This is a genomic window from Streptomyces sp. NPDC043812 (assembly GCF_056436245.1).
On the sequence record NZ_JBWKCY010000016.1, the window covers coordinates 142575 to 159551 of the forward strand.

Here is a 16977-nt window from a genome sequence, read left to right on the forward strand (position 1 = left end):
GCGCGACGGGACGCTACCCGCCGAGGCTCGACGAGGCATCCGAATTACGGGGCGCCGTGCGCGCGGGCGCCGGCCGGGAACGTCGAAGGGCCCCACCGCAAGCGGTGGGGCCCTTCGACTTCGTGCCCGGTGAGGCACTGGCGGAGGATACGAGATTCGAACTCGTGAGGGGTTGCCCCCAACACGCTTTCCAAGCGTGCGCCCTAGGCCACTAGGCGAATCCTCCGCGGCAAACAATACAAGACGCGAAGGAGTGCTCGCGAACCCGTTCCCCCGCCCCCGATCTGCGCGCACCCCGCGGCCACGAGCACCCCCGCGGATCGGGTAACCTGGGCGCAGCCCCTCACGTGGCGCTATCTGACTGAACTCCCCCAGGGCCGGAAGGCAGCAAGGGTAGGTCGGCTCTGGCGGGTGCGTGGGGGGCGCTTGCGTTCTGGGGGAGACGAGGGCGGCACCGGTTGTCGGCGGGCCCCGATAACCTCGTAGACGTGTCGTCCCTTGCGCTGTACCGCCGTTACCGCCCCGAGTCGTTCGCCGAGGTCATCGGGCAGGAGCATGTCACCGACCCGCTGCAGCAGGCCCTGCGGAACAACCGGGTCAATCACGCGTACCTGTTCAGCGGCCCGCGCGGCTGCGGCAAGACGACCAGCGCCCGAATCCTCGCCCGCTGTCTGAACTGCGAGCAGGGACCCACCCCGACGCCCTGCGGCGAGTGCCAGTCCTGCCAGGACCTGGCGCGCAACGGACCGGGGTCGATCGACGTCATCGAGATCGACGCGGCCTCGCACGGCGGCGTCGACGACGCCCGTGACCTGCGGGAAAAGGCCTTTTTCGGGCCGGCGGGCAGCCGCTACAAGATCTACATCATCGACGAGGCCCACATGGTCACCCCGCAGGGCTTCAACGCTCTGCTGAAGGTGGTCGAGGAGCCCCCGGAGCATCTGAAGTTCATCTTCGCCACGACCGAGCCCGAGAAGGTCATCGGGACGATCCGGTCCAGGACGCATCACTACCCGTTCCGTCTGGTGCCGCCCGGCACGCTCCGCGAGTACCTGGGCGAGGTGTGCGGGCGCGAGGGCATCCCCGTCGAGGACGGTGTCCTGCCGCTCGTCGTGCGCGCGGGTGCCGGATCCGTGCGTGACTCGATGTCCGTCATGGACCAGCTGCTGGCCGGCGCGGCCGACGACGGTGTGACATACGCCATGGCGACCGCCCTCCTCGGCTACACGGACGGATCCCTGCTCGACTCGGTCGTCGACGCGTTCGCGTCGGGCGACGGAGCCGCGGCCTTCGAGGTCGTCGACCGTGTCATCGAGGGCGGCAACGACCCGCGCAGGTTCGTGGCCGACCTGCTGGAGCGTCTGCGCGACCTCGTGATCCTCGCCGCGGTGCCCGATGCCGGAACCAAGGGCCTGATCGACGCGCCCGCCGATGTGGTGGAGCGGATGCAGGCCCAGGCGTCGGTGTTCGGCGCCGCCGAGCTGAGCCGTGCCGCGGACCTGGTGAACACCGGTCTGACGGAGATGCGCGGTGCCACGTCGCCGCGGCTGCAGCTGGAGCTGATCTGCGCCCGCGTGCTGCTGCCCGCCGCGTTCGACGACGAGCGGTCGGTGCAGGCCCGGCTGGACCGGCTGGAACGGGGGGCGACGCTCTCGACGGGCGGCCCGGCGCCCGCCATGGGGTACGTCCCGGGGCCGGACGCCCAGGCGCACGCGCCCGTGGCGCAGGGCGGCGGCCCCGCCGCGGCACGTGCCGCCGTACGACCCGAGGCCCACACCCCCGCTCAGGCCCCGGCCCCCGCTCAGGCCCAGGCCCCGGCCCCTGCTCCGGAGCCCGCCCCCGCCGCGGCGCCTGTCGAGCAACCCCCGCAGCAGCAGCCCGCCGCGTCCCGCCCCGGTGCCTGGCCCGGATCCACGGGAGCCGCGGGGGGCGGAGCCGCCGCGCCCGACACCGCTCGGCGGCCCGGTGGCTGGCCCACCGCGTCGGCTCCCGGACAGGGCGCCACGCAGGCCCCGGCCCCGCAGCAGGCCCCGGCCCCGGCGGCCCCCGCACCTGCGGCTGCCGCACCCGCGCCGGGCCCGGCGATGACCCAGGGCGCCGGCCAGGTCCGGAACATGTGGCCGGACATTCTGGAGGCCGTGAAGAACCGCCGCCGCTTCACCTGGATCCTCCTCAGCCAGAATGCGCAGGTGGCGGGCTTCGACGGCACGACGCTGCAGCTGGGCTTCATCAACGCCGGCGCCCGGGACAATTTCGCGAGCAGCGGCAGCGAGGACGTCCTGAAGCAGGCGCTCTCCGAGCAGTTCAACGTGCAGTGGAAGGTCGAGGCGATCATCGACCCGTCCGGCGGCACGGGAGGCCCGTCCGGCGGCGGCACCCCGTCCCCGTCCGGCGGGCCCGGCGGTTTCGCCGGCCAGAGCGGTCCGAGTGGCCAGGGCGGCTACGGCCAGAGCAGGCCGCCCGCGCCCCAGGCTCCCGCCCCGGCGGCCCCCGCACCCGGCCCGGCTCGGCCGGCGTCGTCCGCCCCTGCTGCGGCCCCGCCGACCCGGTCCACCTCCGAACCACCGCCCCCTGCCGAGGCGTACAGCCCGCCTCAGCCCCCGCCCGTCTCCATCGAGGACGACGTCCCGGAGGAGGACGATCCCGACCTCGTCGACTCGGCGCTCTCCGGACACGACCTGATCGTGCGCGAGCTCGGCGCCACGGTCGTGGAGGAATATACGAACGAGTAGCGGGCCCGGCCTCGGAGGCCCGTACGACGACTTCCGGCACCCGGCGGTTAGGCTGGCGCCCGTGAAGGTCCTCGTCATCGGCGGCGGCGCCCGCGAACATGCCCTGTGCCGCTCTCTGTCCCTCGATCCCGACGTCACCGCTCTGCACTGCGCGCCCGGAAACGCCGGTATCGCCGAGGTCGCCGAGCTGCACCCGGTCGACCAGCTGGACGGCCGGGCCGTCGCGGAGCTCGCGACCGGGCTCGGCGCCGAGCTCGTCGTCGTCGGCCCCGAGGCGCCCCTGGTCGCCGGGGTCGCCGACGCCGTCCGTGCGGTGGGCATCCCCTGCTTCGGCCCCTCCGAGGAGGCGGCGCAACTGGAGGGCTCCAAGGCCTTCGCCAAGGACGTGATGGCCGCGGCCGGTGTGCCGACGGCCCGGAGCTACGTCTGCACGACCCCGGAGGAGATCGACGAGGCGCTCGACGCATTCGGCGCCCCGTACGTGGTCAAGGACGACGGCCTCGCCGCCGGCAAGGGCGTCGTGGTCACCGGCGATCTCACCGCGGCGCGCGAGCACGCGCTGGCGTGCGGCCGGGTCGTCATCGAGGAGTTCCTCGACGGGCCCGAGGTCTCCCTCTTCGCCGTCACCGACGGCGAGACGGTGCTCCCGCTGCGGCCCGCCCAGGACTTCAAGCGCGCACTCGACGGCGACGAGGGGCCGAACACCGGCGGCATGGGTGCCTACTCCCCGCTGCCCTGGGCCGACCCGAAGCTGGTCGACGAGGTCATGCAGACCGTTCTCCAGCCGACCGTCGACGAGCTGCGCCGTCGTGGCACGCCGTTCTCCGGCCTGCTGTACGCGGGCCTGGCGATCACCTCTCGCGGTGTGCGGGTGATCGAGTTCAACGCGCGCTTCGGTGACCCGGAGACCCAGGTCGTCCTGGCGCGGCTGAAGACGCCGCTCGCGGGGGTCCTGCTGGCCGCGGCGAACGGCACGCTGGACGTCCAGCCGCCGCTGAAGTGGCGGGACGACGCGGCCGTGACCGTGGTCGTCGCCTCCCACAACTACCCCGGCACCCCGCGCACCGGTGACCCGATCGAGGGCCTCGACGAGGTCGCCGCCGAGGACGCGCCCCACGCGTACGTCCTGCACGCCGGCACGAAGCGTGACGGTGACGCGATCGTGAGCGCGGGCGGCCGTGTGCTGTCGGTGACGGCCACGGGCAAGGATCTCGCGCAGGCACGCGAGCGGGCCTACCGCGCGGTGTCCCGGATCCGTCTCGACGGCTCCCAGCACCGCACGGACATCGCCCGCACCGCAGCGGAGTCCTGACCCCGGCGGCGACCCTCACGGCCGCCGGGCCCCGCCCGCCGCCTGCCCGAACCCCGTACGCCCAGTCCCACCCTTTGCCCAAAGCCATTCCATCGAGTGATGGATGAGCTATCCGGATGACGGTCGCCGAAGCCCCAACTAGGGTGCGGCGCAGGCGTTCCGGCACATGGCCCACCGGCATTGCGATGTCAGTGGGCGGTGCCACAGTGGGGGAGTGACCAACACCGTCGCAGGGCAGAGGGGGTGAGGTCCGGCCGTGTCCGGTACCGGAATCGGGGAGTCGATCGGCACACAGGGTGCTCGTGCCAAGGCCCTCGCCGTGCTGCGGGTCCGCAGCACGGCGACCGCAGTGGCGCTGCTCCCGGCGGCCGCGGCCGTCATTCTGTTCGCCGGCGGTTTCATGGGCCGGATGAGCGGCGGGGGCTGGGACGCCGTGCGCGGTGTCGTGGGCGTCTGCGCGGTCGTGGTGCTGCTCGTGGCCGTGGTGATCGGTTCGGTGATCGCCCGCGCGACCCCGGCGCTCAGCCCCACCGTGGCGCTCGAGGAGCGCGCGGCCCCCGATCTGTACCGCCTGGTGCGTGACCTCGCCGACCGTCTCGACGTCCCTGCGCCGTCCGCGGTCGCCCTCACCCCGGACTGCGACAGCTGGCTCGAGGACCGTTCACACCCGGCTCATGCGATATCCGGGGCCAGGCGGCGTTCCGGCGAGGCGCCCGTCCTGGTCATCGGTTCGCCGTTCCTGTGGTGGATGCGGGTCGCCGAGCTGCGGGCCGTACTCGCCCCGGTCGTCGCGGGCACGTCGCCCGCGGCCGACCCCGAGATAGCCGCGGCCCGCCGTTTCGTCCGGGGCCTGGACGCCGCGGTCGCCGACGCCGCCGGCCCCGGCCGGCCGCGCTCCCTCGGCAGGCCGGTGTCCCTCCTGGCCGGCCGGGTCGCCAAGGTCCTGCTGCGCAGCTGCCAGAGCCACGCCGCCGAGATGGAGCGCTGGGTCGCCGCCGCCGCCTCGGAGCGCGCACAGGGTGTGGACTACGGACTGCGGATCGTCGCCCAGGAGCAGGTGGGCCTGGCGTACGCGGGCTGGGACCGGCTGCTGACCAGGGTCGCGCTGCCCGCCTGGCGGATGGGCCGCTGGCCGTCGCAGCTCGACGCGGGCGTCGTATCGGCGCTGACCGAGCTGTCGCGCAGGGACCGCCTCGCCGAGGGCTTCGCCTCGCGGCTGGGCGAGCGTCCCGCCTGCGACCTGCTGGAGGAGCCCGGCACGGTGGACGAGGCGGCGTCGCTGCTGGCGGCGCGCCTGTTCCACGGCGGTCCTGCCGAGACGGGCCCAGCATGGGCGCCGGTGGACTGGCAGCAGTATCCCGAGGAGGTCGTGGACCGTAAGTGGCGTACGGAAGCGGTCCGTATCCACCGGGTCCTCGACGATCTGGGCGTCCCGCCGGCGACAGGACCGCAGGGCCCGACCCTCGCCCGCGTGATGGAGCATCTGTCCCGCCGGCCCGGCGGAGAGGCGAGCGACGACCTGGCCTCCGCGCTCACCGCCTGTATGGCCCGTGAGGAGGCGGCCGACCCGACGGCCGCACCCCCGCCCCCCGCCCGGGACGGCGCAGACGACGTCCTGGTCCTGTGGGGCGGGGACACGTTGCCGCTGTGTCCGCTCCAGCCCCCGCGTACGGGACGCGAACTGCTCGCCGACCACGTCGTCGCCATGGTCTGCTGCACCGCGATCGACACCGTGGGCGCGGCCCCCGGTCTGGACTGGCTCGACGGCCCGGCACTGCTGATCGACGGTGAACGCCGTGCGGACCTCACGGCACCGGTGCTGAGCCTGGTCGAGGAGGGTGACGCGCAACCCCTTCGGGTCTGGCTCGGTTCCCTCGGCGTACGGCCGGAGAAGCCCGTCCGCCTCGTCTGACGTCCCCTGCACCACCGCACTTTCCGGAACGATCTCCTCCGCTTCAGGTCAATTCGCGACGAACGGTGATGGGGCGAGTGCGTTATGTGATGTGCTGGAGACCGGCGCTGAACACATCGGCGCATCGCAGTTGTCTGGTGCACGAAGGAGGGCGCAGTCATGGGGGCGGATCAGATCCGGCGGTGGGAATCGGGCGCCCTCGCGCACGCCGTGAGCGACCCGTTCGGCCAGGGCCCCCTGCCCTGGCTGCGCGGCAGCGAGCACTACTTCGACGACACGGGCCAGGCCGTCCCCTGGTACGCCGCCCCGAACCTGGCCCGCGGCGGCTCCGGGGGCCCCCGTACCGCCGACGACGTGCGCCGCCAGATCAAGGGCTTCGTCTCCCCCGGAGCGGCAGCGCCCGGAGGCGCGATCGATTTCCACATCACCGTGGACCCGCCGCAGCAGTTCTCGGTCGACATCTACCGCATCGGGCACTACGGCGGTGACGGCGCATCCAAGATCACCACGAGCCCCCGCCTCTCCGGAATCGTCCAGCCGGCGCCGCTCACCGCCGACCGCACGGTCTCCTGTCACCACTGGTGGCTCTCGTGGCGGCTGCAAGTCCCCTCGTACTGGTCGATCGGCGCCTACGTGGCCGTGCTGACGACTCTCGACGGATACCGCTCCCACATCCCGTTCACGATCCGCGACGACCACCCGGCCGACCTGCTGCTCCTGCTGCCCGACGTCACGTGGCAGGCGTACAACCTCTATCCCGAGGACGGCCGGACCGGCGCGAGCCTGTATCACGCGTGGGACGAGTCGGGCCGGCTCCTCGGGGAGGAGGACGCCGCGATCACGGTCTCCTTCGACCGCCCCTACGCGGGCGCCGGACTGCCCCTGCACGTCGGTCACGCCTACGACTTCATCCGCTGGGCCGAGCGTTACGGCTACGACCTCGCCTACGCCGACACCCGTGATCTGCACGCCGGCCGCATCGACCCCGCCCGCTACCGCGGCCTGGTCTTCCCCGGCCACGACGAGTACTGGTCGGCACCCATGCGCCGGGCCGCCGAGTCCGCCCGCGACAGCGGCACCTCGCTTGTGTTCCTCTCCGCCAACACCATGTACTGGCAGGTCGAACTGGGCCCGTCCCCCTCCGGCGTGCCCGAGCGCCTGCTGACCTGCCGCAAGCGCCGAGGCCCGGGCAGGCCGGCCCTGTGGCGCGAGGTGGACCGGCCCGAGCAGCACACGCTGGGCATCCAGTACGTGGGCCGGGTCCCGGAGCCGTCCCCCCTGGTCGTGCGGAACGCGGACCACTGGCTGTGGGAGGCCACGGGCGCGGGCGAGGGCGACGAACTGCCCGGTCTCGTCGCGGGCGAGGCCGACCGCTACTTCCCGCGCACGGCACTCCCCGACCACGAGAGCCGCATCCTGCTCGCGCACTCGCCCTACCGGGACGGCGAAGGCGCGCTGCGTCACCAGGAGACGTCGCTCTACCGGGCCCCGTCGGGTGCGCTCGTCTTCGCGTCGGGCACCTTCGCCTGGTCTCCGGCGCTCGACCGGCCCGGCCATGTCGACGCCCGCGTCCAGCGCGCCACCGCCAACCTCCTCGACCGCATCTGCAAACGCGACTAGGCCCTGTCCGGGCGATCTTTGAGGATCAGCCCGCGGCGTCAGATGTATGGGGCCTCCCCCGGCCCGCCAGGCCGAGGGGACGCATCGCAAGGCGGTGGGGGCACCACCCGGCCGCCAGGCCGGGGGAGATCGTCCTCGTACTGGACGTACTTGGGCGACTTTGACAACACAGCGTGGGGGTACTCCCCCTGGCTCCGCCGGGGGGAGTACCACCGGCCGAAGGCTGGGGGAATGCCGTAGCCGGCGTCGCGGACCCGAGAAGATCGCCCGGACAGGGCCTCGGTCGATGACCGGCACCCCTGGTCGGGAGAGTCCTCCCCGCATACGGGACAATCGGAGCCGTTGTACATAACCACGGGGAGGAACCGTGTCCGGATTCGTCGAAAAGCCCGAGCCGCTCCAGGTGCCCGGCCTGGTGCACCTGCACACCGGCAAGGTGCGCGACCTGTACCGGAACGAGGCGGGCGACCTCGTGATGGTCGCCAGCGACCGCATGTCCGCCTACGACTGGGTGCTGCCCAGCGAGATCCCGGACAAGGGCCGTGTGCTGACCCAGCTGTCCCTGTGGTGGTTCGAGCGGTTGCAGGACCTCGTCCCGAACCATGTGCTGTCCACCGAGCTCCCGGCCGGCGCGCCCGCCGACTGGGAGGGCCGCACTCTGATCTGCAAGTCCCTGAACATGGTCCCGGTCGAGTGTGTGGCACGCGGCTATCTGACCGGCTCGGGCCTCGCCGAGTACCAGCAGACCCGCACGGTCTGCGGTCTCGCGCTCCCCGAGGGCCTGACCGACGGCTCCGAACTGCCCGCCCCGATCTTCACCCCGGCCACCAAGGCGGCCGTCGGCGACCACGACGAGAACGTCAGCTACGAGGAGGTCGCCCGCCAGACCGGCGCCGAGACCGCCGCGCAGCTGCGCCGTACGACGCTCGACGTGTACGCGCGTGCCCGCGACATCGCCCGCGAGCGGGGCATCATCCTGGCGGACACGAAGTTCGAGTTCGGCTTCGACGGGGACACCCTCGTGATCGCCGACGAGGTGCTGACCCCGGACTCGTCCCGCTTCTGGCCCGCCGCATCGTGGGAGCCGGGCCGCCCCCAGCCGTCGTACGACAAGCAGTTCGTGCGCGACTGGCTGACCTCCCCCGCGTCCGGCTGGGACCGCCGGAGCGAGCAGCCGCCGCCCGCGCTGCCGCAGGAGGTCGTGGACGCGACGCGGGCGAAGTACCTGGAGGCGTACGAGCTGCTGACGGGAATGGCATGGCAGTAGGGAACGCAGAAGCCCCCGGCGAGATCGCCGGGGGCTTCTTGATGGAGCGGACGACGAGATTCGAACTCGCGACCCTCACCTTGGCAAGGTGATGCTCTACCAACTGAGCCACGTCCGCATGCGCCGTAGCGCGGAGCCCACTATACCCAAACTCGCTGCCGCGCGAGACGTACAGCTGTATGACCCCTCTCGGCCCCCGGCTCGGCGGCGGTCCGGCGGAGGTGGTCGATGGCCCGTTCACCGCGACCGGCGGGCTCCGCGACGGTCGGCACCTCGGCCGTCCGCGTGGTGCGGTGCAGTCCAAGGCGGAGGGCGTGTCCGCCGCCAACTCGGTTTCGGTGCAACGGTTTCCGGTGCGGACGGCACGGATGATCCCGGCCGTCCCGCGATGCCGGCGGCGGGCGCTACGAGGCACCGCATCGCTGACGGCGCCGGCGCAACGTGGTCCGGCAATCGTGCCGCCCGCCGCGCAGTCCTGTGGCCACTGTCACAGCGCGCCCGAGTTGTCGGGGCGACAAAGCCGCCGGGCCGGACAACGACAAAGGCCCTGGTCTTCGACCAGGGCCTTTGTCTTCCTGAGCGGACGACGAGATTCGAACTCGCGACCCTCACCTTGGCAAGGTGATGCTCTACCAACTGAGCCACGTCCGCATTGCTGCCGCTCGGCTCTCACCGGGCGGTGCGTCCACCACTGTACCTGATCCACTTGCGTGGCCGGTAAAGCGATGCAGAGCGGGTGACAGGAATTGCACACTGCGCCTTCCCCCTGGAAGGGGGATGTTCTACTACTGAACTACACCCGCATGCTCCGTGAGCCGGGCCTTTCGGCCTTGCCCCTCGGCGTGCTCCAGACTCTAGCCGATCACCCGGGGTGCAATGCAACTCCGTTCGGCGCGGCCTGCGCGCGCCGCAGCGGGTCGGCTCAACTCGCCTCGCGGAACGCCTCGTAGACGCGCTTGGGGATGCGGCCCCGGGCCGGCACGTCCATCTTGCGCGACTGGGCCCAGGCCCGGACCGCGGCCGGGGCCGGCTCCAGAGAGGTGTGCCGGTAGGTGATGCGCGACTTGTCGCGCCTGGCCGCATTCGTCTGCTTCCGTCCGGCGGCCATGTACGGGGCCAGCGCCTTGCGGAGTTTCTTGGCGTTGGACGTATTGAGGTCGATCTCGTACGACCTCCCGTCGAGGCCGAACATGACCGTTTCCGCCGCTTCTCCTCCGTCGATGTCGTCGGAGAGCGTGACCACTACTCGCTGAGCCACGGATATCGGTCCTTTCCATGCGGTATCGCCGCTTCTGACATGCGGAAATACCGGCTTTACGGCTGCCGAGGGGCAATGCTGCTTTCCTCTGTATTCCTTTGTACAGCGCTGGGCGGCGCATTGTGAAGCCCTGGCAATTACCTGCGCGTGTCCGCCGCAAAGAGGCAAGGATTCTTTCTCTGGATTTCCTCGCGTGTTGTCCGTATATCTACCCGCGTAGATTTTTCAGCCGGGTACGCTGAGGGAACCGCCCTCGCAACACACCACCGGGAGTGCCCGTGGCCCGCGTCGTAGTCGACGTCATGCTCAAGCCCGAGATCCTCGACCCCCAGGGACAGGCGGTGCAGCGTGCACTGCCTCGACTGGGATTCGCCGGGATCGCGGATGTCCGTCAGGGAAAGCGCTTCGAGCTGGAGGTGGAGGGGGCCGTCGACGACGCTGCCCTCGCCCGCATCCATGAGATGGCCGAAACGTTCCTCGCCAACACCGTCATCGAAGACTTCGTCGTGAAGGTGGAGTCGTGACCTCTCGTATCGGAGTCGTCACCTTCCCCGGAACGCTCGACGACCGGGACGCACTGCGTGCCGCCCGTCTCGCCGGTGCCGAGCCCGTTTCGCTGTGGCACCGCGACAAGGACCTCAAGCAGGTCGACGCGGTCGTTCTCGCGGGCGGTTTCTCGTACGGCGACTATCTGCGTGCCGGCGCCATCTCCCGCTTCTCGCCGGTGATGGAGACGATCATCGAGCAGGCGAGGGCGGGTATGCCCGTCCTCGGTATCTGCAACGGATTCCAGATCCTCACCGAGGCACATCTGCTGCCCGGCGCGATGCTGCAGAACAACCATCTGCACTTCATCTGCCGTGACCAGAAGCTGCGCGTGGAGAACGCCGACACCGCCTGGACCGTCGACTACGACAAGGGCCAGGAGATCTCCGTCCCGCTCAAGAACATGGACGGCCGTTACGTCGCGGACGAGCGTGTGCTCGACGAGCTGGAGGCCGAGGGCCGTGTCGCCTTCCGGTATCTCGACGTCAACCCGAACGGTTCGCTGCGTGACATCGCCGGCATCACCAATGCCGCGGGCAACGTGGTCGGTCTGATGCCGCACCCCGAGCACGCCGTGGAGCCGCTCGTCGGTACGGGCCGTACCGACGGGCTGGGTTTCTTCACTTCGATCCTCAAGAAGCTGGTCAACGCATGAGCCTGGATACGGTCAAGCACGCGGCCGAGACCCCGGACGCCGAGCAGCCCTGGAAGGAGCTCGGCCTCAAGCAGGACGAGTACGAGCGCATCCACGAGATCCTGGGCCGCCGTCCCACCGGTGCCGAGCTCGCGATGTACAGCGTCATGTGGTCCGAGCACTGCTCGTACAAGAGCAGCAAGGTCCACCTGAAGCAGTTCGGCGAGAAGGTCCCCGAGAACGACGCGATGCTCGTCGGTATCGGTGAGAACGCCGGTGTGGTGGACGTCGGTCAGGGCTATGCGGTGACCTTCAAGGTCGAGTCGCACAACCACCCCTCGTACATCGAGCCCTACCAGGGTGCGGCCACCGGCGTCGGCGGCATCGTCCGCGACATCCTCGCCATGGGTGCCCGCCCGGTCGCCGTGGTCGACCCGCTGCGTTTCGGCGCGGCCAACCACCCCGACACCAAGCGCGTGCTCCCGGGCGTCGTCGCCGGTATCGGCGGCTACGGCAACTGCCTGGGCCTGCCGAACATCGGCGGCGAGGTCGTCTTCGACGCGTGCTACCAGGGCAACCCGCTGGTCAACGCCGGCTGCATCGGTGTGATGAAGCACGAGGACATCCACCTGGCCAAGGCGTCCGGCCCCGGCAACAAGGTCATCCTGTACGGCGCCCGGACCGGTGGCGACGGCATCGGCGGTGTCTCGGTGCTGGCGTCGGAGACCTTCGAGTCGACCGGACCGGCCAAGCGCCCCGCCGTCCAGGTCGGTGACCCGTTCCAGGAGAAGCTCCTGATCGAGTGCACCCTGGAGATCTTCAAGGAGAAGCTCGTCGCGGGCATCCAGGACCTCGGCGGTGCCGGTCTGTCCTGTGCCACCTCCGAGCTGGCGAGCGCCGGCTCGGGCGGTATGCGGGTCGAGCTGGACACCGTGCCGCTGCGCGACGCGACGCTCTCGCCGGAGGAGATCCTCATGAGCGAGTCGCAGGAGCGCATGTGCGCGATCGTCGAGCCGGACAAGGTCGACCGGTTCCTGGAGATCTGCGAGAAGTGGGACGTGATCGCGACCGTCATCGGTGAGGTGACCGAGGGCGAGCGCCTGGAGATCTTCTGGCACGGCGAGCAGATCGTCGACGTGCCGCCGCGGTCCGTGGCGCACGAGGGCCCGACGTACCACCGCCCCTTCGCCCGCCCGTCGTGGCAGGACGCGCTGCAGGCCGACGACGCGAACAAGCTGGCACGCCCGGCGACGTCCGAGGAGCTGCGCGAGCAGATCCTCAAGCTGGTCGCTTCCCCGAACCAGGCGTCCAAGGCCTGGATCACGGACCAGTACGACCGCTTCGTGCAGGGCAACACCGTGCTCGCGCAGCCGGAGGACGCGGGCATGGTCCGCATCGACGAGGAGTCGAACCTCGGTGTGGCCATGGCCACCGACGGCAACGGCCGGTACGCCAAGCTCGACCCCTACACGGGCGCGCAGCTCGCGCTGGCGGAGGCGTACCGCAATGTCGCCGCCTCCGGTGCGAAGCCGCTCGCGATCTCGGACTGCCTGAACTTCGGTTCGCCCGAGGACCCCGATGTCATGTGGCAGTTCGCGGAGGCCACCCGCGGTCTCGCGGACGGCTGTCTGCAGCTGGGCACCCCGGTCACCGGCGGCAACGTCTCCCTCTACAACCAGACCGGTGAGACGGCGATCCACCCGACGCCTGTCGTCGCCGTGCTCGGTGTGATCGACGACGTCAACCGCCGCACGCCGATCGCCTTCGCACAGGAGGGTCAGCTGCTGTACCTCCTCGGTGACACCCGCGAGGAGTTCGGCGGTTCGGCCTGGTCGCAGGTCGTGCACGACCACCTCGGCGGTCTGCCGCCGAAGGTCGACCTCGACCGGGAGAAGCTGCTGGCCGAGATCCTGATCTCCGCCTCCCGCGACGGCATGATCGACGCCGCGCACGACCTGTCCGACGGCGGTCTGATCCAGGCCGTGGTCGAGTCCTGCCTGCGCGGTGGCAAGGGCGCGCGTCTGGTCGTCCCGGACGGCTTCGACGCGTTCACCTTCCTGCTGAGCGAGTCGGCCGGCCGGGCGGTCGTCGCCGTCCCGCGCAGCGAGGAACTCCGCTTCACCGACATGTGCGGCGCCCGGGGCCTGCCCGCGGCCCGCATCGGCGTCGTCGACGGCGACGCGGTGGAGGTCCAGGGCGAGTTCGGCATCCCGCTGAACGAGCTGCGCACGGCGCACGAGGAGACCATCCCGGCGCTACTGGTCTGAGCTGATCCAGGCCAAGCCCCCGTCCGGTCCGTCCGGGCGGGGGCTTCGTCGTACCCGGCTCCGGCCCCTTGCGCGGGATTACGTAATTACGTAATCTCGCTGCATGGATCTGGAGGAGCGGGTCGCCGCGCTCGAAGCGCGCATGGCCGCACTGGAGGGCGCCGGGAGCACCGCGCCCAGCGTGGGCGAGGGCGACTTCTGGGCCCTCGAAGGGCTGAAGCAGCAGCTCGCGGAGGCAGGGGACGCCGCCGCCGACGGCGGTGTGCTGTTCACCGGAGCCGTACGGCTGCCCACTCAGGAGCGCTACGAATGGCAGTACGGCGCCCTCACCGCGGGGATCCTCGACGAGGACGACGCCGATGGGGTGGGGCGGACCGCCGAGTCGTTCGCGGCCCTCGGCCACGCCGTGCGGCTGCGCCTGCTGCGCGAGATCCTCGGCGGCCGCCGCACCGCCGCCGAACTGGCCGAGCTCGAAGGGCTCGGCACGACCGGCCAGATCTACCACCACCTGCGCCAGCTGACCGGCGCGGGCTGGCTGCACACGACAGGCCGCGGCCGCTACGAGGTACCCGGCGCACGCGTGGTGCCGCTGCTCGTGGTGCTGACCGCCGCGCGCCCGTGAGGCCTGACGTACCGAAGGGAACGACGATGTCCGTCCGCAAGCTGCTCACGATCGTCTACCGGCTCGGCTGGGTGACGTTCTTCGCGCTCGTCACCAGCCGGTTCTTCGTCGACCTGCCGTTCGCCTGGTACTGGGTGTGGGCTCCGGCGCTGCTCTCCGCCGCGATAGCCGTGAGCGGTTCCGTGCGCACCCGGGTCGCGCTGCGGGGGGATGCGCGCGAGGCCGTCGAGATCGCGGCACCTGTCACGGGGCGCTGGTCGGCGCTGAACGGCCCGGCCGACCGGACCCCGAGCCATGGCACGCACCGCTACGGCCAGACCTACGCGATCGACATTGTCGCCGAGCCCGAGGAGGGCGCCCGGCCGGGCTTCCGGGCCCTGTGGCCGCTCGCCCGCCGCAGCGAGGACTTCCCGGCTTTCGGGGAGCCGCTGTTCGCCGTCGCCGACGCCACCGTCGTCCGTGCCGAGGGCCGGCAGCGCGACCACCTCAGCCGCAATTCCCTGCCCGCGGTGCTCTATATGCTGCTCGTCGAGGCGTCGTTCCGGGACATCGGCGGGGTCCGCAAGATCCTCGGCAACCATGTCGTCCTCGACCTCGGCAACGGTGTGTTCGCCGCATACGCCCACATCAAGCGTGGCTCGCTCGCGGTCCGCGAGGGCGACCGGGTCCGGGCGGGCCAACTGCTCGGCCACTGCGGCAACTCGGGCAACTCCAGCGAACCGCACCTCCACTTCCAGCTGATGGACGGACCGGACGCGGACACCGCCGTCGGGGTCCCCTTCACGTGGAGCGGAGTCGGAGTCCCGAAGAACGGCGAGGCGTTCACCGTCGGACAGCCTGTGCCGGACGACCTCCCGACCCCGTAGGGTCGGCTCCATGCCACCCGCGAGGAAGCGACTGCGCAGCTACGACCACGACACCGTCCGCACCGCCGTGCTGGCCCAGTTCGGGCAGGTGCGGCAGGCGGTGGACGCCCTCACCCCCGAGCAACTGGCGTTGCCCACACGGCTGGGGAAGTGGACCGTGCACGAGCTGTCCGCGCACATCGCCATGGTCGCCGGGCTCGTCGTGCGCTACCTGGAGCTTCCCGAGCCCCGGAAGCAGGACATCGCGCTGCTGGACTGGCCGTTCGCCACGGTGACGGCCGCCGGGCAGGTCGACGAGGACACCAGGGCGTTCGCCGGCAGTGCCGAGCTCCGGGAGCTGTACGCGCGTACCGCCGACCGGATCGGGGAAGTCCTGCCGCTCGCGCCCGCGGACCGGCTGGTGCCGATGCGGTTCGGCGGGATGCGGCTCGGTGACTTCCTGGTCACCAGGACCGTCGAACTGATCGTCCACACCGACGACCTCAACGACGCCACCGGCCTGGACATCCCGTACGAGCGCCAGGCGCTCGCAGCTTGTACGCGGCTGCTCGCCGACGCCCTCGCCGTCAAGGCACCCGGCGCGTCGACGGAGGTGCGGATCCCGCCGTTCGCCGTCGTGCAGTGCGTCGAGGGCCCCCGGCACACCCGCGGCACCCCGCCCAACGTCGTCGAGACCGATCCGCTGACCTGGATCCGGCTGGCCACCGGCCGTACGCGGTGGCACGAGGCGCTGGACGCGGCGAAGGTCAGCGCGAGCGGCGAGCGCGCGGACCTGGCGGGTCTGCTGCCGATCCTCGGCTGACACCGGGGCGAGGGGAACCGCTCCGAGGGCCGCCCCGTCCCATCGGTATGCGCTACCAGCTGAGCATCCCTGTCACTGCACTGGCCGTCCTTGCCCTCTCCGCGTGCGGCACGGAGTCGGGGACCGGATCCGGCAGCGGCACCTCGGTGTCGCCCGACGCGCCGCTCGCGGGCGTGCGCTGGTCCGTCGACAGCGTGACCGTCGACGGCAAGAAGACCGTGGCCCCGGCCGACGCCCACGTCGAGATCACGGACAAGGGCCGCGCCCAGGGCAACTACGGCTGCAACCATTTCGGCGCCGACGTGAAGGTCGAGGGTGACACCGTCACCGTCGGGCCCGGCGAGATGACCGAGATGGGCTGCGACAAGAAGATCCAGGGTTTCGAGGACGCGCTGCGCGCCGCGTTCTCCGGGAAACTCAAGGCGAAGGTCACCGACGGCAAACTGACGCTGACCACCGAGAAGGGCGATGCGATCGCGCTCAGTGCCGAGGAGCCGGCCCCGCTGGTCGGCACCAAGTGGACGGTGGACTCCCTGGTGTCCGGTGAGACGGCCACGTCCCTGCCCGCGGGTACCGAGAAGAAGGCGCATCTGACGTTCGCCGAGGACGGGACCGTCGGCGGCAGCCTCGGTTGCAACCGCTTCTCGAGCACCGCGAAGGTCTCCGGTGACTCGATCACCTTCGGCCGCTTCTCCACCACCCGCAAGCTGTGCCCCGGTCCCGAGATGGATCTGGAGCGCGAGCTGACGAAGATCCTCGCCGAGGGAACGGTGAAGTACGAGGTGAAGCACCGCGCCCTGACCCTCACCGCGTCCAACGGCAAGGGCCTGGCCGCGGTCGGCGCCCCGGCCGCGAAGTAGCGGCCGGACAGTGCCCGAAAAGTCCGGGAACGACCCAGGGCGTCGGCGCGGACGGATGTGAACTGGCGCACGCGGTGCCTGGCGGTGCGCGTGCCTCGGATCCGGTCGGCACGGCGGCGCTCCACGCGCCCGGCCGCGCGCCCGCCGAGGGTCCCGCGGCCGGGGTGCCGGGCGGGGCCCTACCAGGCGGGGGCGACGATCGTCCCGGGATGCGGACGCGGAAATGGACACCCGGTAGATCTTCGCAAGGGGGCCCGACATCCGGTGCGGGCCCGGGGA

General features: G+C 71.3%; 13 protein-coding genes, 4 tRNA genes and 1 other RNA gene. 13 read left to right on the forward strand and 5 right to left on the reverse strand.

From position 1 onward, the window contains the following. Nucleotides 1-138: 138 nt before the first annotated feature. Nucleotides 139-226, reverse strand: a tRNA-Ser gene (locus tag AC067Z_RS23745). Between the two features lie 108 nt (nucleotides 227-334). Here AC067Z_RS23745 and ffs point away from each other — a divergent pair. The 6 genes from ffs (at nucleotide 335) to AC067Z_RS23775 (ending at nucleotide 8843) form a co-directional block, all read left to right on the forward strand. After that, nucleotides 335-433, forward strand: an RNA gene (gene ffs / locus AC067Z_RS23750) — signal recognition particle sRNA small type. A 55-nt stretch (nucleotides 434-488) separates the two neighbouring features. Continuing rightward, nucleotides 489-2732 carry a DNA polymerase III subunit gamma and tau gene (locus tag AC067Z_RS23755; RefSeq protein WP_478791583.1) on the forward strand — a complete coding sequence of 748 codons (2244 nt, stop codon included), beginning with the start codon at nucleotides 489-491 and terminating at the stop codon, nucleotides 2730-2732. Nucleotides 2733-2793: 61 nt separating this feature from the next. After that, nucleotides 2794-4044 (forward strand): phosphoribosylamine--glycine ligase, encoded by a 1251-nt coding sequence (purD, locus tag AC067Z_RS23760; protein WP_478791584.1) that lies wholly within the window; start codon nucleotides 2794-2796, stop codon nucleotides 4042-4044. Nucleotides 4045-4300: 256 nt separating this feature from the next. After that, complete coding sequence (locus AC067Z_RS23765; protein WP_478791585.1) at nucleotides 4301-5956, forward strand: M48 family metalloprotease; 1656 nt, start codon at nucleotides 4301-4303, stop codon at nucleotides 5954-5956. 159 nt (nucleotides 5957-6115) lie between these two features. After that, nucleotides 6116-7576: a N,N-dimethylformamidase beta subunit family domain-containing protein gene (locus AC067Z_RS23770; RefSeq protein WP_478791586.1), complete on the forward strand. Its 1461-nt coding sequence runs from the start codon at nucleotides 6116-6118 to the stop codon at nucleotides 7574-7576. A gap of 367 nt (nucleotides 7577-7943) precedes the next feature. Next, nucleotides 7944-8843, forward strand: a complete 900-nt coding sequence (locus AC067Z_RS23775) for a phosphoribosylaminoimidazolesuccinocarboxamide synthase (protein ID WP_478791587.1) — start codon at nucleotides 7944-7946, stop codon at nucleotides 8841-8843. 42 nt (nucleotides 8844-8885) lie between these two features. Here AC067Z_RS23775 and AC067Z_RS23780 read toward each other — a convergent pair. From AC067Z_RS23780 to AC067Z_RS23795, 4 genes are all read right to left on the reverse strand, one after another. After that, a tRNA-Gly gene (locus tag AC067Z_RS23780) sits at nucleotides 8886-8961 on the reverse strand. Between the two features lie 460 nt (nucleotides 8962-9421). Continuing rightward, nucleotides 9422-9494: transfer RNA gene (locus tag AC067Z_RS23785), tRNA-Gly, on the reverse strand. 80 nt (nucleotides 9495-9574) lie between these two features. After that, nucleotides 9575-9646: transfer RNA gene (locus tag AC067Z_RS23790), tRNA-Gly, on the reverse strand. Nucleotides 9647-9765: 119 nt separating this feature from the next. Further along, a complete protein-coding gene (locus AC067Z_RS23795; protein ID WP_478791588.1) occupies nucleotides 9766-10101 on the reverse strand; it encodes a histone-like nucleoid-structuring protein Lsr2 in 336 nt (111 codons plus the stop codon). A gap of 278 nt (nucleotides 10102-10379) precedes the next feature. Here AC067Z_RS23795 and purS point away from each other — a divergent pair, with 278 nt between their 5' ends. The 7 genes from purS to AC067Z_RS23830 all read left to right on the forward strand — a co-directional run bounded on the left by purS (nucleotide 10380) and on the right by AC067Z_RS23830 (nucleotide 16698). Further along, nucleotides 10380-10625 carry a phosphoribosylformylglycinamidine synthase subunit PurS gene (gene purS, locus AC067Z_RS23800; RefSeq protein ID WP_478791589.1) on the forward strand — a complete coding sequence of 82 codons (246 nt, stop codon included), beginning with the start codon at nucleotides 10380-10382 and terminating at the stop codon, nucleotides 10623-10625. Next, the gene (gene purQ / locus AC067Z_RS23805; RefSeq protein WP_478791590.1) at nucleotides 10622-11302 is read left to right on the forward strand and encodes a phosphoribosylformylglycinamidine synthase subunit PurQ; all 681 of its coding nucleotides are present in this window, start codon (nucleotides 10622-10624) and stop codon (nucleotides 11300-11302) included. Before purS ends, purQ begins: the two co-directional genes overlap by 4 nt. Then, entirely contained in the window at nucleotides 11299-13548 is a 2250-nt protein-coding gene (gene purL, locus AC067Z_RS23810; protein WP_478791591.1) for a phosphoribosylformylglycinamidine synthase subunit PurL, read from the forward strand. Before purQ ends, purL begins: the two co-directional genes overlap by 4 nt. 103 nt (nucleotides 13549-13651) lie before the next feature. Continuing rightward, nucleotides 13652-14170, forward strand: a complete 519-nt coding sequence (locus AC067Z_RS23815) for an ArsR/SmtB family transcription factor (RefSeq protein ID WP_478791592.1) — start codon at nucleotides 13652-13654, stop codon at nucleotides 14168-14170. A gap of 26 nt (nucleotides 14171-14196) precedes the next feature. Beyond that, the gene (locus AC067Z_RS23820) at nucleotides 14197-15036 is read left to right on the forward strand and encodes a M23 family metallopeptidase (protein WP_478791593.1); all 840 of its coding nucleotides are present in this window, start codon (nucleotides 14197-14199) and stop codon (nucleotides 15034-15036) included. Between the two features lie 10 nt (nucleotides 15037-15046). Beyond that, on the forward strand, nucleotides 15047-15838 hold the full coding sequence (locus AC067Z_RS23825) for a maleylpyruvate isomerase family mycothiol-dependent enzyme (RefSeq protein WP_478791594.1): 792 nt from the start codon (nucleotides 15047-15049) through the stop codon (nucleotides 15836-15838). A gap of 47 nt (nucleotides 15839-15885) precedes the next feature. Continuing rightward, a complete protein-coding gene (locus tag AC067Z_RS23830) occupies nucleotides 15886-16698 on the forward strand; it encodes an META domain-containing protein (RefSeq protein WP_478791595.1) in 813 nt (270 codons plus the stop codon). Nucleotides 16699-16977 lie beyond the last annotated feature (279 nt).